The organism is Martinezella sp. CNPSo 3957 (genome assembly GCF_057784395.1).
Window position 1 is genome coordinate 355,061 of the sequence record NZ_JBXSOU010000002.1, and the last position, 20,758, is coordinate 375,818.

The window sequence follows — 20,758 nt, forward strand, 5'->3', positions numbered from 1 at the left end:
GCGTTGATCAGAAGCCGGCCGGCAGGTCGGCGCCCAGCCACTTCTGTGACATCTTGTTCAGTGTCCCGTCCGCCTTGGCGGCGGCAATGATGTCATTGACCTTCTTCTGCAATGTCTGCTCGTTCTTGTTCAGGCCGATGAAGCAGGGGGAGTTGGTGATAAGGAATTTCATCTCGGGCTTCTTCGGCGGATTCCTGGCAAGAATGGCCGCCGCGACGACATTGCCGGTTGCAACCAGCTGAACCTGTCCGGACAGGAAGGCGGAGATGGTGCCGTTATTGTCCTCGTAGCGCTTGATTGTCGCATCTTGCGGCGCGACCTTGGTCAGCGCGAGATCCTCGATCGCGCCGCGGGTGACGCCGATCGTCTTGCCGGAAAGGTCTTCCGGCTTCGCGGCCGCGATATCGCCGGGACCGAAGACGCCGTTGAAGAAGGGCGCGTAGGCGTTGGAGAAATCGATGACCTTTTCACGATCCGGATTCTTGCCGAGGCTTGAGATCACCAGATCGACCTTGTTGGTCTGCAGATAGGGAATGCGGTTGGCGCTGGTAACCGGAACAAGCTCCGTTTTCACGCCGAGTTTTTCGCCGATCAGATTGGCCATGTCGATATCATAGCCCATGGGTGCCATGTCCGTGCCGACACTGCCGAAGGGCGGAAAGTCCTGCGGAACGGCGACGCGCAGCGTGCCGCGCGAGGTTATGTCGCTCAGAGCATCCGCCCGAGCTGCGCCAGGGGCGGAAACCGACCCCATCGCCAGCATCGCGATACCGAGTGCCATGAGCATTTGTCTGCGCTTCATCGAATGTCCTTCCAATCGTGGCTGTATGAAAGCTGAAAGGCGAAAGGCAAGACATATGCCAGTCGACGGAAGACTGCCTCGCGGTGTCATGGTATGGATGAAAGTGAATGTTCGGTGATCGTTGGGGCGATGGATTGATTAAAATATAGGCAAAATTCCGCGGCGCTGCTTTTCCGGCCAGTCGATCGTCGCACCTTTGATCAATCGCACAAAACTTGAACTTATGCGCGATAGCGGCTCACTTTCATCACTGGACAGCCCCGCCCCAAATGCCCCATAGAACCGAGAGGGGTTAACGCCCCGGACGACCGCGATGGGAGATTCGGACTATGGTTTTGGCTGATGCAAAGGCGGGAACACGCAACGAGGCCGGCATATCCGCCGTTCTCGGCATTTTGAAGCAGGCCTTCGGTGAACGTTTCCAGACCGGCGAAAGTTTTCGTGCCCAGCACGCCCACACCACCACTTATATCCCATCGCAGTTGCCGGACGGCGTGGTCTTTGCTGAAACGAGCGAGGACGTGCGGACTGTCGTGAAGGCATGTGCCGAACACAAGGTCCCGGTTATTCCTTTTGGCACCGGGTCTTCGCTGGAGGGGCAGGTGAATGCGCCGCAGGGCGGCATTTCCATCGATTTCAGCCGCATGAACCGTATTCTCGAAGTCAATGCCGAGGATCTGGATTGCACGGTCGAGCCCGGTGTCACCCGCGAGCAGCTTAATACCTACCTGCGCGACACGGGCCTGTTCTTCCCGATCGATCCGGGCGCTAACGCTTCGATCGGCGGCATGGCATCGACGCGCGCATCGGGTACCAATGCCGTGCGCTATGGCACGATGAAGGACAATGTTCTTTCCGTGACCGTGGTGACTGCCAATGGCGAGGAAATCCGCACCGCCCGCCGCGCCAAGAAATCATCCGCCGGTTACGATCTGACACGGCTCTTTGTCGGAGCGGAAGGCACGCTCGGCGTACTGACGTCGATCACCCTGCGCTTGCAGGGCATTCCGCAGAAGATCGCCGGTGGGGCCTGCGCTTTTCCGGACGTCAAGACGGCTTGCGATGCCGTCATCATGACCATCCAGATGGGCGTTCCCGTCGCGCGCATCGAGCTGCTCGATGCCATGCAGATGCGGGCCTGCAATCGCTATTCCGGCCTGACCTATGACGAGAAGCCGACGCTTTTTCTTGAATTCCACGGCACCGACGAGACCGTAGCGCTGCAATCGGCGCAATTTGCCGAGATCGCAGCCGAGTGCGGTGGCGGCGAATTCCTTTGGACAAGTAATGCCGAAGAGCGCAACAAGCTCTGGAAAGCCCGCCACGACGCCTACTGGGCCTGCCGGGCGCTGGCGCCGGAGTTGGCTGCGCTATCGACAGATGTCTGCGTGCCGATCTCACGCCTTGCCGAATGCGTAGCGGAAACCCAGGCCGATATCGAGGCGCATGGCCTGCTGGCACCGATCGTCGGCCATGCTGGCGACGGCAATTTCCATGTGCTCGTCCTATTTGACGACAAGACGCCTGAAGGGATCGCTGTCGTCGAGGAATTCGTCGCGCGCCTCAACGCGCGTGCGCTCGCCATGGATGGCACATGCACCGGCGAGCACGGCATAGGGCAGGGGAAGATGGCGTTTCTGGAGCAGGAGCTCGGCGATGCCGTCGATCTGATGCGTCAAATCAAGGAGTCGCTCGATCCGGACGCCATTTTCAATCCAGGGAAGATATTCCGCAGGCACTGAAAGATGGAATATTTTCATGATCTTGGCTTGCTACGCGTGCGAATGGCGCTAGGCTGCATCCGCACTTTTCCGGTTTTTGCCACAAAAAGCCACTGACACGCGCTAGAGGAGGCGTACCTCTTAAAAAGAGCTGCTGTGACAGGCGGAGATCGGGTAGAACCGTACATAGACTAAATTATGCCGTGTATGGCTCTGACAAGCGAGACCTGCATACGTTGGGAATGAAGATTGGAGACGATACGCGTTGTTAGGTAGGGTCCTGGTTTTTCTGGGTGGATTGCTTGTGGTGGTGCTGTTCCTGGCGCTGCTCGCCCCGCTCTTCATAGACTGGACCGATTTTCGCAAGAACTTCGAGGATCAGGCGAGCCGCATCATCGGCAAGAAGGTGACTGTTCATGGCACCGTGGATGCCCGTCTTCTGCCGTTCCCGTCGGTGACGCTGCATGACGTCCGCGTCGGCCAGGAGGCTGATGGAACGCCGCTCGTGCAGGTGGCCGAATTCTCCATGGATGCGGAACTTGCGCCTTTCCTTTCCGGCGAAGCGCTGATCTTCGATATGCGGGTGTCCAAGCCCAAGGTGCGGCTGCGGTTGCTGAAGGACGGCACGCTCGACTGGATGCGCGGTAGCCAGCCGGAAATTCCCGCAAAGTCCGTCGTGCTCGAAAGCGTTCACGTAGAAGACGGCGATATTCTCTTCATCGACGAGCAAACGGGCAGGACCCGCCACGTCACGGGCCTGAATGCCCAGATGTCCGCGCGGTCGCTTGCCGGCCCTTGGCGTATCGAGGGCGATGCGGCCCTCGACAACGAGCATGGCAATTTCACGGTTTCCAGCAGCCAGCCTGACGACAACGGCGTCCTGCGCGTCCGCACCCGGCTGATGCCGGACCGCCATCCGCTTAATGTCGATCTCGATGGCGAGCTTAAACTCGTCAACAGCAAGCCCGATTACATGGGCTCCTTCACGGCCGGGGTCAACGATAAGCAGACGCGCGATTCTGCCGATCAGAAGGCGCAGCCCCGCATTAAGGGCCGTTTCGAGCTGACGAATGACCGTATTCGCGTTCCGGAATATCGTCTTGAAGTCGGTGCCGATGACGATCCTTATGTCGTCACAGGCGAGGCGACGCTGGATACAGGTTCCAAGCCGGAATTCCTGCTGACGGCCGATGGTCAGCAGATCGACGTCAACCGTCTCGGCAACAACAAGGGCACCAACGGCAAGACCAATCGCAACCCGGCAATCTCGGCGCGTCAGCGCCTCAACAATTTGATTGCGATTGCGGCCGAGATCCCGGTGCCACAGGTTCCCGGCAAGGCGACCTTCCGGCTGCCAGCCATCGTGGCGGGTGACACGACCATACGCGACGTGCAGCTCGATCTCGAACCGGCGGGAACGGGATGGAAGATCGATCATGCGATCGGCACGATGCCCGGCCGCACACAGGTCGAAGCGCGCGGCAATCTCATGCTGCGGGACGAGCCCAACTTCATCGGTAATCTGGTTGTTGCGTCCAACCAGCCGTCAGGATTGGCCTCGTGGCTTGTCGGGTCCGTCGATCCGGCGATACGCCAGCTGCGTCAGGCCGGCTTCTCCGCCGATGTCAGCCTGAAGCATGACGAGCAGCGCTTCGAAAATCTCGAGATCGCAATTGGTCCGGCCACGCTGAAAGGCCGGATCGATCGCCAGAGCGGGACGGACAAGGCGCCGCCAAAGCTTGCAGTCGATCTGACCGGCGATGCTCTCGACCTCGATGCGCTGAGGGCGCTGACCGGGCTCTTTACAGGCCAGGATACGGGAGAATCCTTCTTCGATCACCGGATTACGGCGCATCTCCAGGCCGGAAAATTCATGGCCTTCGGCGTGCTGGCCGATAATGTCGATACCTCATTTTCCGTTGCCGACGGCGCTCTGACGATCGACAAGCTTTCGGTGCACAATGTCGCCGGCGCCGAAATCACCGCAACGGGCCGCGCTGACGGCACGCCATCCGACTACAAGGGATCGGGCGAGATCACCTTCAAGGCCGCCGATCCGGGGCCATTCTTTGAAATGCTGCGCCAGCATTTGCCGCACCATCCCGTCATGGACCGTCTGGTGCGCAATGCAGCCTGGTATGGAAACACGGCTCTTCGCGGGGCAGTGACGCTTGGCGGCGATCAGGACAACGCGCTGACGGTGACGCTTGCCGGCGTTTCCAACGGCAGCCGCGTCAATTTCGATTATCGCATGTCCGATCTTTCGGCGTTCACGGGCAAGGGCACCACGACGCTTGAGGGAACGCTGGAAAATTCGGTGACGTCGATCCTGTTCGGCCAGGCGGGTCTCGATCCGTTGCCTGTCGAAGCCGATGCCAATGGTCGTCTGACGCTGAAAGTGTCGGCAAGTGGCACCGATCCGGCGGATGCCGCGCTCACTTTTGCGACCGACAAAACATCGTTTACCGCAAACGGCAAGGTGGATGTCCGTCCAGCTACCTTCCTCAACGGCAACATAGCGCTATCGTTCGAAAGCGCTGACATCGATCCCTATTTCGTGATGAACGGCATCGGTATTCCGCAGATGGGCGCTGGTTTGCCGGTGAAGTTCCAGGCTAATGCCGCGTTGAGCCCGGACAAGATCGTATTTTCGGATATGAAGGGGCTGTTTGCCGACAACAACATGTCCGGCACGCTGACCGTCGATCGGAAGGCGCCGAATCTAAAGGCCTCGGGTGAATTGTCGCTCGACAAGATGGATCTCGACTGGCTGGCGGAAGCCATCTACGGGCCGATGAGCGATCCGAAAACAGGCGCGCTCAACAAGGACAAGCTCGGCCTTCCAGCCTTCGGCGGCATGGACATCGGCGTCAAACTCTCCGCAAGGCAGGTATGGCCTGGTCTGTTCGGTCCCATTTCGAATTTCACCGCCAATGCAGCTTACAGGGGCGAGGAGTTACGGCTGAACGATCTGACGGGTGGCTGGAATGGCGGTACGCTGACCGGGAGCGCGATGTTCGCCAATTCGGATGGCACCGGCCTGCTGCAGACGAAGCTCAGCCTCGCCAATGGCGATCTTGCGGCTGTTGCCTGGCAGCGCGATGGGGCGCCGCTTGCGACCGGCCGCTTCGGCCTTGCGATGAATGCCGAAGCGAGTGGCAAGAGCATTGCCGACCTTGCCGCCAATGCGAGCGGTTCGGGTGAAATGAAGCTCGGCGAGACGCATGTGCGTGGCCTCAATCTTTCCGTCATGCCACCGCTCCTCTCGGCGACGGATCAGATTCAGGGCGATATCACCGCCGCCAAGGTGCTGCCGATCGTGCAGACGCTGCTGAACAATGGCGAAGCGGTCCTGCCGGCAACCAGCATCCCTTTCAACATTTCCGCCGGTGTGGTGCGAGCGACCAATATTATCGCCGGCAACGATCTGGCAAAGCTTTCGGGCAATGCCGAAATCAGCCTGCCGGATGAACGCATGCGCGGCTCACTCGGTATCGACTTCAAGGCCGGTGCCGAAGCGCAGAGCGGGGCGGAACCGGCCCTACGCCTCGATTTCGCCGGACCGCTCTCCGCACCTGGCCGGACGATGGATATCACGGACGTCACCAGCTTCCTGTCTGTCCGGGCATTCGAGCGCGAGCGCCGTCGGGTGGAGCGCTTGCAGGCCAATGTGCTTGAAAAGCAGCGGCTGCGGCGTGAGGTGGCGCTGTACAAGTATGTTGCAGGCGTGCGCGAGGCTCAGCGCCAGCGCGATGCCGCCATCGAGCAACAGCGCCGTGCAGAAGAGGAACGGTTACGCAATCTGGCTCAGCAGGCGGCCGCTCAGAAGCAAGCGGATGAAGAGGCGCGCGCCAAGCTGGCGGCGGAGGAAGCGGCCAAGGCCAAGGCGGCCGCCGACGCGCGAACCAAGGCCGAGACTCAGCATCCGACGGCACCTTTGAATTTCAACGAACTGCCGGGAGTTGCCCAGTAAACCGGAAGGTTCTGGATTGATCCACATCTGGTAGGTAAACGCGCTCACGACATCGTCTTGAGCTCTCTGCAACTATTCAGTTGCGATCCTTCAGCCATTTAAGGACATAGAGGCGGAGCGCAGAGGAGAGGTTGCTGCCGGCTTCGCGCCCGTCGTCGATCTCGGAGATCAGTGCTGCGAGCGACGTGCCGCGCGCGTTGGCGATCGCCTTCAGTTCTGTCCAGAAGGCATCCTCGAGGGAAAAGCTCGTGCGATGGCCATGCAGCGTCGCGGAATGTTTTCGGATCATCGGCGGATCGATCAAAAATCGGAAATGGCGGGATATTTCTGAAAGTGATTCAAAATGCGGAAGTAAGCAACTGATTTCTGAAGTTTTTTATCTCAGAACCTAAATTAGTCTTCGGTCTTCTTGGTTTCGATTCGGCCGGCCTCGTGCGCCTTTGCGGCCTTTTCGTTAAGCGTTGTCGTCAGCTTCTTCTCAGCCTTGGTCCTTCCGAAAGCGATGCGGTTCTGCTCAGCCTGCGTTTCCTTATCAGAACGGGCCTGTTTCTTGCGAAACTGGCGCAGATTGACGATTTCGGCGCTCATTAATCTGTTCCGTTACCGACATGAAAAAGGGAAGCGGATGCTTCCCCTGTAATGGCTACTGCTTCTTGCGGAATGCGTCGAGAGAGACAACCGAGCCCGGCTTCTTTTCCTCGCCTTCCTTGGCTGCCGCCGCAGGCGCTTCCTCGCCTTCGACCGGCACCGGATAGGCCGTGATTTCGCCGGAGGAGGTCTCTTCTTCTTCATCAGCCAACGGCACGTCGAATTCCAGTTCGAAATTGACGGAGGGGTCGTAGAAGCCGCGGATGGCGTTGAAGGGGACGACCAGCTTTTCCGGGACGTCGGAGAAGGAGAGGCCGATTTCGAATTGGCTTTCCGTGATCTTCAGATCCCAGAACTGGTGCTGGATGACGATGGTCATCTGTTCGGGATATTTCGCCTTCAGGTGCTGTGAAATGCGCACGCCCGGGGCGCCGGTCAGAAAGGTGATGAAGAAATGGTGGTCACCGGGCAGGCGGCCTGTAGCGCCGACCTCGGTCAGCACCTTGCGGATTACTCCCCGCAGGGCGTCCTGTGCCAAAATGTCGTAGCGGATATGATCCTGCCCCATGCTTTCCTGTCTTTCGTTGGCCATGCTTTTTATAGGCTTATGCCACGCTGAGCGCCGCCGGAAAAGCCCTATGCGCGAGTCACCGCGTGTCGATCCATAATATAGCACTGGAGAAGAAGGTGAAGGCTTCTGTTGCCAGGTGCCTTCGAACCCCGCCTAAGAGTGCGACCCCTTAGGACTTTATTTGAAGTGTCACACCGCGATTAAGCAGCGAGACGAGCTTCCGCATAGTTGTCGTTTGCAACTACAATTTTAGCCCGATAACGGCGGTACAATGCCGAGCGAAAAGTCGATCTTTACACCCTTGTCGATCCTGTTTCGCCCCCATCAAAAGCCGGTCTGTCGCAAGTTCTGCCGGCCGGTTTTTGGTGGAGGCGCCGGGTACCGCCCCCGGGTCCAATAGGTTTATTACACCGCTCATTTATCGCCATAGCCGGCCCGAAGACCGGCAAGGGTGATATAGTGTTTTCCGTAGGCGAAGGGAAGGGCAATTGTCATAAATGCTTCGCGGAAACATCGGTTTGCCCCGAAGGCCGCGAGATTTGCCTGAATTACGTTTGGCCGCGGTTGGTTTCGCAGCGGCTTGTCATTAGAATTGCGAAAAAGGAATCGGCGGGCCGCTCTTGGGCAGCTTTACAGCCGGAAAATTCAAGCGATTTCGGAGCGGAAGATGGCTCGTCACCCAGAGTATCAATATCTCGACCTGATGGCGCATCTGCTCGAGCACGGCGATCGCCGTATCGATCGCACCGGCGTCGGCACCTTGAGTGGTCTTGGCGCCATGATGCGCTTCGATCTCTCAAAGGGGCAGATTCCGATCTTCACGACGAAGCGGGTCTATTGGAAACTCGCCGTCAAGGAGATGCTCTGGTTCCTGACGGGCGACACCAATATCCGCAATCTCCTGAAGGAAAATGTGCGGATCTGGACCGACTGGCCGTTGGCGAAATATCGCAAGGCGACAGGCGAAGAGATCGATCAGGTCGCTTTTGAAAAGCGCATTCTGGAGGACGAGGCCTTTGCTCTGCAATGGGGCGATCTCGGCCCGGTTTATGGCAAGCAGTGGCGGCAATGGCGCGATGCCGAAGGCCGCGTGCATGACCAGCTCGCCGCGGTCATCAAGGATCTCAAGGCCAATCCCGGCAGCCGCCGCATGATCTTCCACGCCTGGAATGTCGGCGAGCTCGCTGATATGGCGTTGCCTCCCTGCCATATGGTCTACCAGTTCCACGTATCGAATATCTCGGCCGAAGGGGGCAAGCGCCCACGTCTCAGCCTGATGGTCTTCCAGCGCTCATGCGACCTGTTCCTTGGCAATCCCTTCAACATCTGCCAGCAGGCGGTTTTGCTCGCCATGGTCGCACAGCAGGTCGATATGGATATGGGCGAGCTGGTCTGGTCGGGTGGTGACGTCCACCTCTACCTCAACCATCTGGACGCGATCCGCGAGCAGCTCAGCCGTGAGCCGAAGCCGTTTCCGACTTTGCGGCTGCTACGCCGACCCGACAGTATCGATGATTATCGTATCGAGGATTTCGAGGTTCTCGGGTATGAGCCGCACGCGGCGATAGCGGCCGAAGTCGCGGTTTAGGCCTTCGGCTTGGCGTCGGGATCGGTGCGCTGATCGAGGAGTAGTTGCAGGAAGGCGAGATCGAGCCATCGTCCGAACTTCGTGCCGACCTGCGGAAGAAGCCCAACCCGCTGGAAGCCGAGCTTTTCGTGCAGCCGGATCGAAGCCTCGTTGCCTGCCTCGATGCCCGCGACCATTGCATGCTTGCCGATCGCCCGGGCGCGCTCGATGAGCTCGATCATCAGCGCCTTGCCGATGCCGCCGCGGTACTGATCGTTTCGCACATAGACGGAGTGCTCGACCGTGTGCCGATAGCCGTCGAAGGCGCGCCAGTCACCGAAGGAGGCATAGCCAACGACTTCACCATGCTCATTGGTTGCGACCAGCACGGGATAGCCGAGCTTGTGCCGATCCTGCAGCCATTGCTTGCGATTGGCGATATCGACCTGCGTCTCGTTCCAGATCGCGGCGGTATTGGCGACGGCGTCGTTATAGATCGCGGTTATTCCCGCGAGATCTTCGTCTGTCGCATCGCGAATTTGCATCGGTCGCTCCGTAGACTCCATCCCTCAGATTGGATGGTCGTATCGTTTGTTTTTCATGCTGTCATACACCGATTTCGACGCCTGTCTACTATGTTATTACATGGCTGCATCGGAGATCAAACTCAGCTACGAAAGAATCCAGATTTTCTAGTGATGTGCGTCGATTGTTACTGCGGTGAAAGTCCACTATAGTAAAACGCATGTCTCAACTTGATGATATTGACAGGCGCATTGGCGCACGCATTCGCATCGAACGGGAAAGCCGTGGTTGGTCGCTGACCGAGTTGGCCGAACGCTCGGCCGTTTCCCGGGCTATGATCCACAAGATCGAGCGCGGCGAGAGCAGCCCGACGGCGACGCTGCTCGGTAAGCTTTCCGGTGCCTTCAGCCTGAGCATGTCGGCCTTGATGGCACGTGCGGAGATGCAGCAGGGCCGGTTTCTCCGGAAGGAAGAGCAGCCCGTCTGGGTGGATCCGCAGACAGGCTATGAGCGCCGGCACGTTTCCCCGAAGTCGGACCTGCCGCTCGATCTCGTCCGCATCGAGTTGCCCGCGGGGGCGGAGGTTCCGATGCCCGCATCGGCTTATGCCTTCGTGCGGCAGCTCATCTGGGTGCTGGAGGGACAGCTGACCTTTCTCGAGGGAGATACGAAGCACTCGATGTCGCCGGGCGATTGCCTCGAGCTCGGTCCGCCGACGGATTGCGTTTTCAAGAATGAAAGCGGAGAGCCCTGTATCTATGCTGTCCTCGTGCTTCGCAACGCTTGACGACCCCCGCTAAACTTAGCGTTACCGCAAGGCATTGCGCTCGTCCGGTCGGACGATAGGCGATATGGTGCCGTCTTCCTCGATCGGAGAAGGAGATTGGCCGTGGAGATCGCAGTCATCGGAGCCGGTGCCATGGGAAGCGCCATTGGCCGGCGTTTGGTCGAAAATGGGGCGAGGGTGCTCACTTATCTCGACGGACGCTCGGCTTCGACCATCGAACGGGCGAAAGCAGCCGGCATGGAGCCGGTTGGATTGGACGCTATCGCCGCGTCGCGTCTCATTCTTTCCATCGTTCCGCCGGCGGAGGCTGTTGCCGTCGCTGAGCAGATTGCCGCTGAACTGCGCCGGATGGGCGCGAAAACGACCTTCATGGACTGCAATGCGATTTCGCCGCGGACCATGACCGAGGTTGCGGCGATTTTCGGCCGCGACTGCGGCGTGGTTCTCGACGGCTCCATCATCGGCGGTCCGCCGAAGCCCGGCCAGAAGGGGCCGAAACTCTATGTGAGCGCCGATACCGCGAACGACAGCGGCGTGTTGGTCGAATACGGACTACAGGTTCGCCGCATCGATGGGGCAATCGGCGCGGCCTCGGCATTGAAGATGTGCTATGCCGGCATTAACAAGGGCGTTACAGGCCTCGGCGCCGCCATGCTGCTTGCCGCGATCCGTTCGGATGCCGATGCTGCCCTGAAGCGCGAACTTCAGGAAAGCCTGCCGGATCTCGATGCGAAATTCGTCAACGGCATTCCGGACATGTATCCGAAAGCCTACCGATGGGTCGCGGAGATGGAAGAGATTTCCGAGTTCCTCGGTGAGGATGATCCGGCCGCCTTGATCTTTAAGGGCATGGCCGGGCTCTATCGGAAGATGGCCAGGGACCGGGAAGAGGGAGGTCTGTTGGCCGGCCAGCTCGATAAATTGAATAGCGGTGGCTGATATTAGGCCGGGATAGGTGCGTTCCATCTGCCGCCGCCGCCTTGATGATGTAAAGTCGCCTCGCCGACTCGTATTGGCGTCGGCGAGGCAGATTGAGGGAGACGTATGACCCAGCCGATCAAGACCATCGTCGTTGCCGTATCGCGCAACGGCATCATCGGGCGCGAAGGCGACATGCCCTGGCGATTGTCATCCGATCTCAAGCGTTTCAAGGCGATGACGCTCGGCAAGCCGGTGATCATGGGACGTAAGACGTTCCAGTCGATCGGCAGGCCACTGCCGGGCCGGCCGAATGTCGTCATTACCCGCGACACCGACTTTACAGCCGAGGGGATAACGGTCGTGCACTCGCTGGATGAAGCGATCTCGGTTGCATCCCGTCTGGCCAAGGAGAGCAATGTCGACGAAATCTGCATCCTCGGCGGCGGCGAAATCTATCGGCAGGCGATCGATCTCTCCGACCGGCTACTGATCACCCATGTCGAGGCGGATGTGGAAGGCGACACGTCCTTTCCGAAGATCGATCCCGGCATCTGGCAGGCAGATGGCGAGCTTGCCGTGCCGGCTGGAGAAAAGGACACTTATCCGACGCGTTTCGTTCGCTATTTCAGGCGAAAGGCATAAGAGCTGGCCCTAAAAAGCAGATATTTTCCAATGAATCCGACGAACTTCCTGAAGTCGCGTTGAAAGCAGGTGCTTCGATACCTATAACGGGAAACAATCGCTGCCACCCGCGGATTTCGTGGGCTTGGCGCGATATCGGGAGTCAACAAACAAAGAGGTTTTGATGCCTTGGAGCAATCAGAATGGCGGCGGCGGTGGCCCATGGGGCGGCGGTGGCGGCGGAAATAATCAGGGACCTTGGGGACAGGGACCGAACCGACCGCGGGGCAGCGGCAACGGAGGGCCTCCGGACCTGGAGGATATCATTCGCCGCGGTCAGGACCGATTGAAAGGTTTCGTGCCAGGTGGCTTCAATGCAGGCGTCGTTCTCATCATCATCGCAGTGATTGCCGTTTTCTGGCTGATCCAGTGCATCTATACCGTGCAGCCGGACGAGCGCGGCGTTGAACTGCGCTTCGGCAAGCCGCGTGAAGAAATCTCCATGCCTGGCCTGCATTTCCATATTTGGCCGATGGACCGCATCGAATTCGTGAAGGTCACAGAGCAGCAGCGCAATATCGGCGGCCGCTCTTCGGCCGGTTCGAATGCTGGCCTGATGCTGACGGGCGATCAGAACATCGTCAACGTGCAGTTTTCGATCCTCTATACCGTGACCAACCCGCAATCCTATCTGTTCAATCTCGAGACCCCCGACGAGACTTTGCAGCAGGTTGCGGAAAGTGCGATGCGTGAGGTCGTTGGTCGCCGCCCGGCTCAGGACATCTATCGCGACAAACGTCAGGAAATCGCAACCGAGGTCAGAAGTATCATCCAGGATACGATGGATCGCTACGGCTCCGGTATCTCCATCAATGCCGTCCCGATCGAGGATGTCTCGCCGCCGCGCGAAGTGGCCGACGCATTCGAAGAAGTACAGCGCGCGGAGCAGAACGAAGACCAGCAGGTGGAAGAGGCCAATCAATACGCCAACCAGAAGCTCGGTCAGGCCCGCGGCCGCGCGGCTCAGATTCGCGAAGAAGCGGCTGCCTACAAGGATCGTATCGTGAAAGAAGCTCAGGGTGAGGCGCAGCGCTTCATCTCGATCTACGACGAATACGTCAAGGCGCCCGAGGTCACGCGCAAGCGCCTGTTCCTGGAAACCATGGAGTCCGTCATCGGCAATTCCAACAGCATCATCATCGACGACAAGCAGGGCGTCGTGCCTTATCTGCCGCTGAATGAAGTCGGCAAGCAGTCCACGACCCAGGCGGGCAAGCCCGCTGCTGCAACTCAGCCGGAGGCCAAATAATGACATCCAGCCGTTTGCCAGCCATTCTTATCGCGCTCGCGGTAGTACTGCTGCTTATCTATTCGTCGGTGTTCGTGGTCAATGCCCGTGAACAGGCGATCGTTCTGCGCTTCGGCCAGATTCGCGCCGTGAAGACGGAGCCGGGCATCTACTTCAAGCTGCCTTTTGCCTTCATGGATGCCGATCGCGTCCAGTATGTGCAGCAGCAGGAACTCCGCTTCGATCTGGACAATATCCGCGTCCAGGTCTCGGGCGGTAAGTTCTACGAAGTCGATGCATTCGTCGTCTACAAGATCATGGATGCGCGCAAGTTCCGCGAGACCGTCTCGGGCGATCGCGATGCGGCTGAATCGCGTCTCAGGACGCGCCTCGATGCTGCTCTGCGTCGCGTCTATGGTCTACGCGGCTTCGAGGCGGCGCTTTCCAACGAGCGTGCCGCGATGATGACGGACGTGCGCAACGATCTCCATCGCGATGCGGAAACACTCGGCCTCAACATCGAGGACGTCCGCATCCGCCGCACGGACCTGTCTCAGGAAGTGTCGCAGAACACTTACGACCGCATGAAGGCCGAGCGTCTGGCGGAAGCCGAGCTGATCCGCGCGCGCGGTAACGAAGAAGGTCAGCGCCGCCGGGCTGTCGCGGACCGTCAGGTCGTCGAGATCGTTGCCGATGCGCAGAAGGATTCGGAAGTGCTGCGTGGTGAAGGCGAAGCCGAACGTAACGGCATCTTTGCGGATGCCTCCAAGCGCGATCCGAACTTCTACGAATTCTATCGCTCGATGGCTGCCTACAACAAGGCGCTTGCCTCGGGTGGCAAGACGCTTGTCCTGCCGCCGAACCAGTCGGACTTCTTCAAGTATTTTGACAGTCCTGCCGGTTCTGCGCCCAATTCGGGCGCGCCGGCACTCGCCAATCCGACCCCGCCCGCGAACTAAAGCGTTCGTGCTAGAAATGGAAGGGCTGCCTCAGGGTGGCCCTTTTCTTTATGACGGATTGCATCACTTTTAGCCTTTAAGCATTGGCGGGACGGAGGTCCGGGGATTTCGCAAAAAGGTGATTTCACGCTTCATCATTCCGCCTTATGTTGATGCTTATACAAGTTTTCCCCTATCTTGATGAGGATGCCTGATGGCTTCGACCAATCGCCTGCCTTTCAGCCGTTCGTTTGCCTTGCTCGCAAGCATTGCAGTGATCGCCGTCCCCGTTGCCGGCGTTACCGAACAGGCTTATGCGCAGACGCAGAACAGCGGTGCGGCCGCAGGTGCCCAGCCGCCAGCCACGCCGAACAATCAGACGCCGCCGACCGCATCTCCCACGATCGCCACGAATCCGGCGATGAATGCCGGGCCGGCATCGGTTGCCGATCTCGCTTCCGGCCTGCTCGATGCTGTCGTCAATATTTCCACATCGCAAAAGGTCAAGGATGAGGGGAATGGGCCGGCGACCCCGAAGGTGCCGGACAATTCGCCGTACCAGGATGAATTCAAGGATTTCTTCAACAACAAGAAAGACGACGACAGCAACCGTAAGGTGAGCTCGCTCGGCTCCGGATTCGTCATCGATCCCGCCGGCTATATCGTCACCAACAATCACGTCATCGAAGGTGCTGACGATATCGAGGCGATCTTCCCGAACGGCACGAAGCTGAAGGCCAAGCTGATCGGAACGGATACGAAGACCGATCTTTCGGTTCTCAAGGTCGAGCCCAAGCATCCGCTGACGTCAGTCAAATTCGGCGATTCCTCGAAGATGCGAATCGGCGACTGGGTGATGGCGATCGGCAATCCGTTCGGCCTCGGCGGCTCGGTGACCATCGGCATCGTCTCGGCGCGCGGCCGCAACATCAACGCCGGCCCCTACGACAACTTCATCCAGACCGATGCGGCGATCAACAAGGGCAATTCCGGCGGTCCGCTCTTCAACATGAAGGGCGAGGTGATCGGCATCAATACGGCGATCATCTCCCCGAGCGGCGGCTCGATCGGTATCGGCTTTGCAGTGCCGTCCGAACTTGCGGAAGGCGTCGTCAATCAGCTCCGAGACTTCGGCGAGACGCGTCGCGGCTGGCTCGGCGTGCGCATTCAGCCGGTCACGGACGATGTTGCTAATAGCCTCGGCCTATCCGAAGCCAAGGGCGCGCTCGTGGCTGGTGTCATCAAGGGCGGCCCTGTCGATAACGGCTCGATCAAGGCGGGCGATGTCATCCTCAAATTCGACGGCAAGGATGTGGAAGAGATGCGCGACTTGCCGCGCGTCGTTGCCGAAAGCACTGTCGGCAAGGAAGTCGATGTCGTTATCTATCGCGATGGCAAGCAGCAAACCGTCAAGGTGACGCTCGGCCGGCTGGAGGACAGCGACCAGGCGGCAGCCGCAAGCGCCGACAAGAACAAGAAGCCGCAGCTCGCGCCCGACGATAAGGGCAATAGCGATGGTGTCATCAATCCCGACCAGGGGGACGAGGGTGACGACGACGGCATGGATGGGCAGGATCAGGGAGGCGATCCGCAGCAATCGCCGCAGGCCCAGCCGCCGGTCCAGGCAACCTCGAGCATTCTCGGAATGAAGCTCTCGACGCTGACCGCCGAAAACCGCAAGAGCTTCGGCATTGCCGACAGTGTCGATGGCGTTGTCATCACCGAAGTGGCACCAGGCTCGGCGGCGGCGGAAAAGGGGCTGAAGCCCGGCGATGTCGTCGTTGAGGTTGCGCAGGAATTCGTCCAGACTCCGAGTGCTGCCTCGGAGAAGGTGGCTTCGCTGAAGCGGGAAGGCCGCCGCAATGCGCAGATGATGATCGCGTCTCCGAACGGTGATTTGCGTTTCATCGCCGTCGCGCTTGAGTAGAATTCAGCTCCCGGCTTGCTTCGTCTGTTGCGCGCGCCACTCGGCTTGCGTCAGACAATAGAGAACATGGCGCTTTAGATGAGCATGAGTGTCGGGAACGTTAGGGTGATCGAAGTCGCCGCCCTCGACTCGATGCATACCGATCCGCGCCATTACGGCGGTCGATCTGACATTGTTGTGCACGGCGAAGGAAACGATTTGATTGAGGCCAAGCTTTTCGAAGCCATAGGCTAGCAATGCCCGCGCCGCCTCGCTGACCAGTCCCTTGCCCCATTGTCGTGCTACGAGCCGCCAGCCGATCTCGATCGTGCCGGCCGGGACAAATGGCTCCAGATGATCCGTGCGCATCAGCCCGCAATAGCCGATTGCCTCACCGCTTTCCTTAAGTTCCAGCGCATAGAGGCCGAGCCCGGTTTCCGCGATCATGGACTGGACGCGAGCGAAGAAGGCGTCCGCTTCCGCGCGATTGCGGCGAAACGGAAAGAACTCCATGACGGCCTCGTCGGAATTGATCTCGTAGGCCAGATCGCGATCCGTCTCGCGCCAATTGCGGATGATGAGGCGTTCGGTTTCGGTAATGATCATCTGCGGCCCCTGACTTCAGCGATTTGGACTGCTCTATGGTTTGACGAAGTCCGTCTTGCGGTAGCCCTGGATATAGAGCAGGGCAGTCAGGTCACCGTGGTCGATGCGCATTCTGGCCTGTGCCGAAACGGTGGGCTTGGCATGGAGCGCGATGCCGGAACCGGCAAGCTGTAGCATGCCAAGGTCGTTGGCGCCGTCGCCGACGGCCAGCGCGTCATCAACAGAAATGCCGAGCCTCTCTGCGATTTCATTCAGCGCATCCACCTTGGCCTGCTTGCCGAGGATGGGTTCCTCGACGAGGCCCGTCAGGATGCCATTTTCTTCCAGCAGGACATTTGCCCGGTTCTCGTCGAAGCCGAGCGTGGCGCCGATGCGGCTGGTGAAGACAGTGAAGCCACCGGAAACGAGGGCGGCGTAATAGCCCTTCGCTTTCATGGTGGCGATGAGCTCCGGGCCGCCTGGCGTGAGCGTGATGCGCTTGGCAATGACCTCATCGACCACGGAAAGCGGCAATCCTTTGAGGAGAGCGACGCGCTCGCGCAGGGCTGGTTCGAAAGCGATCTCACCATTCATGGCGCGCGCCGTGATATCGGCAACCTTCTCCTTGAGGCCGACTTCAGCGGCAAGCTCGTCGATGCATTCCTGGCCGATCATCGTGGAATCCATATCGGCGATCAGCAATTTCTTGCGACGGGTTTCGGCTTCCTGGATTACCAGATCGATCGGCGCGCTGCCGATCGCCGCCAGGATATTGGCTTCCGCTGCCTCGATATCGGTGTCATCGCGCAGCGCGATATCGCAGGCAATGCCGTCGGCAAGCCAATAGAGCCCGGACGCTTTGACAGCATCAGCCGCCTGTTCTGCGATGGCCGGAACGAGAACGGGGTTTGACGGATTGGCAATAAGCGTGGCAACGAAGGCCATGAGCAGAAACCCTGTGAGCAATATCGACGCGATCCTGATAACCGGGCCGACCGCCAGCGGCAAGTCCGCACTGGCCGTAGAATTGGCCCGTTCGCATAATGGCGTCGTCATCAATGCCGACAGCATGCAGATCTATGACACCCTGCGCGTGCTGACCGCGCGGCCGGATGAAGCAGATATGGAAGGCATTCCGCACTATCTTTATGGCCACGTCCCGGCGAGCCAGGCCTATTCGACCGGCGTCTGGCTGCGCGAGGCAGGCGCCTTGGTCGAACGCTTGCGCGGCGAGGGCAGAATGCCTGTCTTTGTCGGGGGGACGGGTCTTTATTTCAAGGCGCTGACGGGCGGGCTTTCCGATATGCCGGAGATTCCGTCCGATATCCGCGATCGGCTCCGCGGCCGGCTGCTGGCAGAAGGGGCGGAAACTCTGCATCGTGAGCTTGCGGAGCGCGACGCCGCTGTCGCGAAAACGCTGAACCCGCAGGACGGGCAGCGTATCGTTCGCGCCCTGGAAGTGATTGAAGCGACGGGCCGGTCCATCGCCGCTTTTCAGGGTAAGAACGGACCAATGATCATTAATCCCGACCGTGCGCGAAAGATCGTGGTTCTGCCTGAGCGCGCACTCCTGCATGAACGCATCAACAGACGTTTCGAGAAAATGCTGGCGATGGGAGCGGAAGACGAGGTGCGGGCTCTGCTGGCACTGGATCTTCCGCCGGAAATGCCGGTCATGAAGGCGATCGGGGTCGCGCAGATCGCTGCGATGCTGAAGGGGGAGATGACGCGTGCCGAGGTCATCGAAACCGGATCCGCGGCGACGCGGCAATATGCCAAACGGCAGATGACCTGGTTCCGCAATCAGATGGACGAGAGTTGGGAGCGCTTGAGCCCGTAATCCGGTATCAGTCCTTGTCGTAAAGACTGCTGAGCGGCTTTCTCAGAATGCTGTCCCGCAAGGACAAGCCGGGTTCGCGCCGCAGGGATGGAGCGGGCTCTCTCGGCGGTACCGAGCGCGCGATTCCTTCGTCGCTGCGGAATTCGCGGCGTAATTCCGCAAGCTTGCTGTCGATCGATGTTTGCGAAGCCGCCGCGGGTTGCGGTGCGGTGCGCGGCAGCATGTCTGGACGATAGGGTTCGATCGGCGGCGGGTTCGGTTCCACTTGGGGCCGGATTGGTTGCTCGACTGGCACTTCGTCGAAATCATCCTTGATATCCGTCACGGGCATAGCATTGTAGCTTTGCTGCAGAGGACTGATATCGGGGCCTGAAATCGAGCGCATGCGGCCGATGATCGTGCGCAAATCGACAGTGTCCGGCGAGTCCTCGCTGGTTTTCGCGACGCTGCTGCTCGCTTTCGGCAGCAAATGTCGCTCGACCTGGGAAAAGCGCATGCGCATCGGCACTGCGATAGCCTCGCCGAAGGCGATAGCTTCGCCGTTGCCGATCGATGACAGGAAGCTGGTTGTCGATATCGAGGAGTTCGGAATGGCTGAGCGGATGATTTCCTGGTCGCGATCATTGGCAAGGCGCATGGCAAACAGCGTCGAGCACTGCGAGAGGATCGTCTGATCCAGTTCGCCCGGGCGCTGCGTGATGATGCCGAGAGAAACGCCATACTTGCGGCCTTCCTTGGCGATGCGGGCGATGGCCTGTCGTGTCGGGAAGAAGCCAAGCGTTGGATCCGCGGGAATGTAGCGGTGCGCTTCCTCGCAGACGACGAGCATATGGATTGCGCCGTCGCTCCAGAGCGCCAGTTCGAAGGCCATGCGGCAAAGTACTGACGCGACAGAATTGATGACTTCCGAGGGGATGCCGGCGAGCTGGAACGTGCAGATCGGCTTGCCGTCGCCGGGAATGCGGAAGATCTTGGCGATGGTCTCCATGATCGTATCGGTGATCGTATTGTTGGAGAACATGAAATGATAGCGCGGATCATTGATCGCCGAGATGATGCGCATCTTCAGTGAGCGCAGGTGCGGCTTTTCCTGACGGCCCTCAAGGCGGCCGATACGCTCATCTATCAGCGCCAGCAGATCGGCCATGCGATAGGGGACGGGTGTGTCCGCTGTCACCGAAGACTTTTCCGTCTGACGGCGCATCAGGGCTGAATCGCTGCCTCGGAAGGCACGGCGCGCTTCGGGAATGAGATCGCGCAGGGCGTCGAGTTCCTCAGGCACCGCCGGCCGGCCACGGAAGATGACTTCGCTAAATTCGTCGAGACGCATCAGCCAGAAGGGCAGATCAAGCGTATCAGTGTCGATGACGACGGCGTGCCTGGGGAAGGCGGCCGCGAATTCATTGTGCGGATCGAGGATCAGCACGCGCAATTTCGGATCGGCTGTGATTGCCTTGTGCAACAGCAGCGATACGGCGGTGGATTTGCCGACACCGGTCGATCCTACGACCGCGAAATGTTTCGCCAGCATCGTGGGAATGTGGATGGCGGCGTCTATGCTTTCGTCTTGCGTCAGCTTGCCGATGACACAGCTGCTGCCCTTGCCGGCATCGAAGATGCGCATGAGATCGGCGGCACGGATGCGATGCGCGATGGCCCCGAGATAGGGATAGGCCGATATGCCGCTCGAAAACTCCTCGCGGCCATCCGGGCCGACACGGACTTCGCCGAGTAATTCTACCTCGATGCGGAAGAGATTGTCCTGCCCTTCGCCCCAGCCGACGCTTTGTGTATTCATCGAATAGACGAGCGCTGCGACGCGGTTCTTCCCGACGCTAATGGAAATCAGCCGGCCCACGGACCAGAGTTCGGTCAGGTCCGTGCCGCCGGCCTCGGCCACAGCGGCGATCGTCGCTCTGGAACCGTTGCACGCGACGACGCGACCGAGAAAGCGATTTCCCGGTTTCAACTTGTCGCGGCGATCAAGATCTCCCGCGCTGCCTGATGTCTGCAGATCGTTATTCAGCAAACAATTACCCCAACTTTAGATGTCGAAGCATAGAGACGTGGGCTTAACAAAACCCTGTCTGCCATCCGCTCTTTTTATAGGGTTATGATGCAGTCG

General features: G+C 59.5%; 18 protein-coding genes and 1 other RNA gene. 10 read left to right on the forward strand and 9 right to left on the reverse strand.

Annotated features, from left to right (window positions below; translation table 11 throughout):
* Window positions 1–7 precede the first annotated feature (7 nt).
* Entirely contained in the window at window positions 8–787 is a 780-nt protein-coding gene (locus tag AC13QE_RS06905; protein WP_488483336.1) for a transporter substrate-binding domain-containing protein, read from the reverse strand.
* 344 nt (window positions 788–1,131) lie between these two features.
* Here AC13QE_RS06905 and AC13QE_RS06910 point away from each other — a divergent pair, with 344 nt between their 5' ends.
* Both AC13QE_RS06910 and AC13QE_RS06915 read left to right on the forward strand, forming a co-directional pair.
* Window positions 1,132–2,544, forward strand: coding sequence for an FAD-binding oxidoreductase (locus AC13QE_RS06910; RefSeq protein WP_488483127.1), 1,413 nt, complete (start codon window positions 1,132–1,134; stop codon window positions 2,542–2,544).
* Between the two features lie 244 nt (window positions 2,545–2,788).
* The gene (locus AC13QE_RS06915) at window positions 2,789–6,496 is read left to right on the forward strand and encodes an AsmA family protein (RefSeq protein ID WP_488483128.1); all 3,708 of its coding nucleotides are present in this window, start codon (window positions 2,789–2,791) and stop codon (window positions 6,494–6,496) included.
* Window positions 6,497–6,572: 76 nt separating this feature from the next.
* Here AC13QE_RS06915 and AC13QE_RS06920 read toward each other — a convergent pair whose 3' ends face one another.
* The 4 genes from AC13QE_RS06920 to ssrA all read right to left on the reverse strand — a co-directional run bounded on the left by AC13QE_RS06920 (window position 6,573) and on the right by ssrA (window position 8,141).
* A complete protein-coding gene (locus tag AC13QE_RS06920; protein WP_041677915.1) occupies window positions 6,573–6,785 on the reverse strand; it encodes a ribbon-helix-helix domain-containing protein in 213 nt (70 codons plus the stop codon).
* Between the two features lie 104 nt (window positions 6,786–6,889).
* On the reverse strand, window positions 6,890–7,084 hold the full coding sequence (locus AC13QE_RS06925; protein ID WP_015340298.1) for a DUF4169 family protein: 195 nt from the start codon (window positions 7,082–7,084) through the stop codon (window positions 6,890–6,892).
* Window positions 7,085–7,139: 55 nt separating this feature from the next.
* A complete protein-coding gene (locus AC13QE_RS06930; RefSeq protein WP_041677914.1) occupies window positions 7,140–7,652 on the reverse strand; it encodes an SspB family protein in 513 nt (170 codons plus the stop codon).
* A gap of 118 nt (window positions 7,653–7,770) precedes the next feature.
* Window positions 7,771–8,141, reverse strand: a transfer-messenger RNA (tmRNA) gene (ssrA, locus tag AC13QE_RS06935).
* A gap of 181 nt (window positions 8,142–8,322) precedes the next feature.
* Here ssrA and AC13QE_RS06940 point away from each other — a divergent pair.
* A complete protein-coding gene (locus tag AC13QE_RS06940; protein WP_488483129.1) occupies window positions 8,323–9,243 on the forward strand; it encodes a thymidylate synthase in 921 nt (306 codons plus the stop codon).
* On the opposite strand, the gene AC13QE_RS06945 is transcribed toward AC13QE_RS06940, so the two are convergent.
* Complete coding sequence (locus AC13QE_RS06945) at window positions 9,240–9,767, reverse strand: GNAT family N-acetyltransferase (RefSeq protein WP_488483130.1); 528 nt, start codon at window positions 9,765–9,767, stop codon at window positions 9,240–9,242. The genes AC13QE_RS06940 and AC13QE_RS06945 overlap by 4 nt on opposite strands.
* 200 nt (window positions 9,768–9,967) lie before the next feature.
* On the opposite strand from AC13QE_RS06945, the gene AC13QE_RS06950 reads away from it, so the two are divergent.
* From AC13QE_RS06950 to AC13QE_RS06975, 6 genes are all read left to right on the forward strand, one after another.
* The gene (locus AC13QE_RS06950) at window positions 9,968–10,534 is read left to right on the forward strand and encodes an XRE family transcriptional regulator (RefSeq protein WP_132716956.1); all 567 of its coding nucleotides are present in this window, start codon (window positions 9,968–9,970) and stop codon (window positions 10,532–10,534) included.
* A 102-nt stretch (window positions 10,535–10,636) separates the two neighbouring features.
* Window positions 10,637–11,473: an NAD(P)-dependent oxidoreductase gene (locus AC13QE_RS06955; protein ID WP_488483131.1), complete on the forward strand. Its 837-nt coding sequence runs from the start codon at window positions 10,637–10,639 to the stop codon at window positions 11,471–11,473.
* 105 nt (window positions 11,474–11,578) lie between these two features.
* A complete protein-coding gene (locus AC13QE_RS06960; RefSeq protein ID WP_488483132.1) occupies window positions 11,579–12,097 on the forward strand; it encodes a dihydrofolate reductase in 519 nt (172 codons plus the stop codon).
* 163 nt (window positions 12,098–12,260) lie between these two features.
* Window positions 12,261–13,385 carry an FtsH protease activity modulator HflK gene (gene hflK, locus AC13QE_RS06965; RefSeq protein ID WP_015340291.1) on the forward strand — a complete coding sequence of 375 codons (1,125 nt, stop codon included), beginning with the start codon at window positions 12,261–12,263 and terminating at the stop codon, window positions 13,383–13,385.
* A complete protein-coding gene (gene hflC / locus AC13QE_RS06970; RefSeq protein ID WP_132716953.1) occupies window positions 13,385–14,323 on the forward strand; it encodes a protease modulator HflC in 939 nt (312 codons plus the stop codon). The genes hflK and hflC overlap by 1 nt, the downstream gene beginning before the upstream one ends.
* A gap of 193 nt (window positions 14,324–14,516) precedes the next feature.
* Window positions 14,517–16,229 (forward strand): Do family serine endopeptidase, encoded by a 1,713-nt coding sequence (locus AC13QE_RS06975; protein ID WP_488483133.1) that lies wholly within the window; start codon window positions 14,517–14,519, stop codon window positions 16,227–16,229.
* A 3-nt stretch (window positions 16,230–16,232) separates the two neighbouring features.
* Here the strand turns inward: AC13QE_RS06975 and AC13QE_RS06980 are convergent, their stop codons facing one another.
* Both AC13QE_RS06980 and serB read right to left on the reverse strand, forming a co-directional pair.
* On the reverse strand, window positions 16,233–16,814 hold the full coding sequence (locus tag AC13QE_RS06980) for a GNAT family N-acetyltransferase (RefSeq protein ID WP_488483134.1): 582 nt from the start codon (window positions 16,812–16,814) through the stop codon (window positions 16,233–16,235).
* 33 nt (window positions 16,815–16,847) lie between these two features.
* Window positions 16,848–17,738: a phosphoserine phosphatase SerB gene (gene serB, locus AC13QE_RS06985; RefSeq protein WP_488483135.1), complete on the reverse strand. Its 891-nt coding sequence runs from the start codon at window positions 17,736–17,738 to the stop codon at window positions 16,848–16,850.
* Here serB and miaA point away from each other — a divergent pair.
* Entirely contained in the window at window positions 17,737–18,633 is an 897-nt protein-coding gene (gene miaA, locus AC13QE_RS06990; RefSeq protein WP_488483136.1) for a tRNA (adenosine(37)-N6)-dimethylallyltransferase MiaA, read from the forward strand. The two genes, serB and miaA, sit on opposite strands and share 2 nt — an antisense overlap.
* 7 nt (window positions 18,634–18,640) lie before the next feature.
* Here miaA and AC13QE_RS06995 read toward each other — a convergent pair whose 3' ends face one another.
* Entirely contained in the window at window positions 18,641–20,662 is a 2,022-nt protein-coding gene (locus AC13QE_RS06995) for an ATP-binding protein (protein WP_488483137.1), read from the reverse strand.
* Window positions 20,663–20,758: the final 96 nt, after the last annotated feature.

Bases quoted from the DNA above. Each gene is read 5' to 3' on its own strand.
- AC13QE_RS06905 (WP_488483336.1), bottom strand. From the start codon at position 787: ATGCTCATGGCACTCGGTATCGCGATGCTGGCGATGGGGTCGGTTTCC.
- AC13QE_RS06910 (WP_488483127.1), top strand. From the start codon at position 1,132: ATGGTTTTGGCTGATGCAAAGGCGGGAACACGCAACGAGGCCGGCATA.
- AC13QE_RS06920 (WP_041677915.1), bottom strand. From the start codon at position 6,785: ATGATCCGAAAACATTCCGCGACGCTGCATGGCCATCGCACGAGCTTT.
- AC13QE_RS06925 (WP_015340298.1), bottom strand. From the start codon at position 7,084: ATGAGCGCCGAAATCGTCAATCTGCGCCAGTTTCGCAAGAAACAGGCC.
- AC13QE_RS06930 (WP_041677914.1), bottom strand. From the start codon at position 7,652: ATGGGGCAGGATCATATCCGCTACGACATTTTGGCACAGGACGCCCTG.
- AC13QE_RS06940 (WP_488483129.1), top strand. From the start codon at position 8,323: ATGGCTCGTCACCCAGAGTATCAATATCTCGACCTGATGGCGCATCTG.
- AC13QE_RS06945 (WP_488483130.1), bottom strand. From the start codon at position 9,767: ATGCAAATTCGCGATGCGACAGACGAAGATCTCGCGGGAATAACCGCG.
- AC13QE_RS06950 (WP_132716956.1), top strand. From the start codon at position 9,968: ATGTCTCAACTTGATGATATTGACAGGCGCATTGGCGCACGCATTCGC.
- AC13QE_RS06960 (WP_488483132.1), top strand. From the start codon at position 11,579: ATGACCCAGCCGATCAAGACCATCGTCGTTGCCGTATCGCGCAACGGC.
- hflK (WP_015340291.1), top strand. From the start codon at position 12,261: ATGCCTTGGAGCAATCAGAATGGCGGCGGCGGTGGCCCATGGGGCGGC.
- hflC (WP_132716953.1), top strand. From the start codon at position 13,385: ATGACATCCAGCCGTTTGCCAGCCATTCTTATCGCGCTCGCGGTAGTA.
- AC13QE_RS06975 (WP_488483133.1), top strand. From the start codon at position 14,517: ATGGCTTCGACCAATCGCCTGCCTTTCAGCCGTTCGTTTGCCTTGCTC.
- AC13QE_RS06980 (WP_488483134.1), bottom strand. From the start codon at position 16,814: ATGATCATTACCGAAACCGAACGCCTCATCATCCGCAATTGGCGCGAG.
- miaA (WP_488483136.1), top strand. From the start codon at position 17,737: ATGAGCAGAAACCCTGTGAGCAATATCGACGCGATCCTGATAACCGGG.
- serB (WP_488483135.1), bottom strand. From the start codon at position 17,738: ATGGCCTTCGTTGCCACGCTTATTGCCAATCCGTCAAACCCCGTTCTC.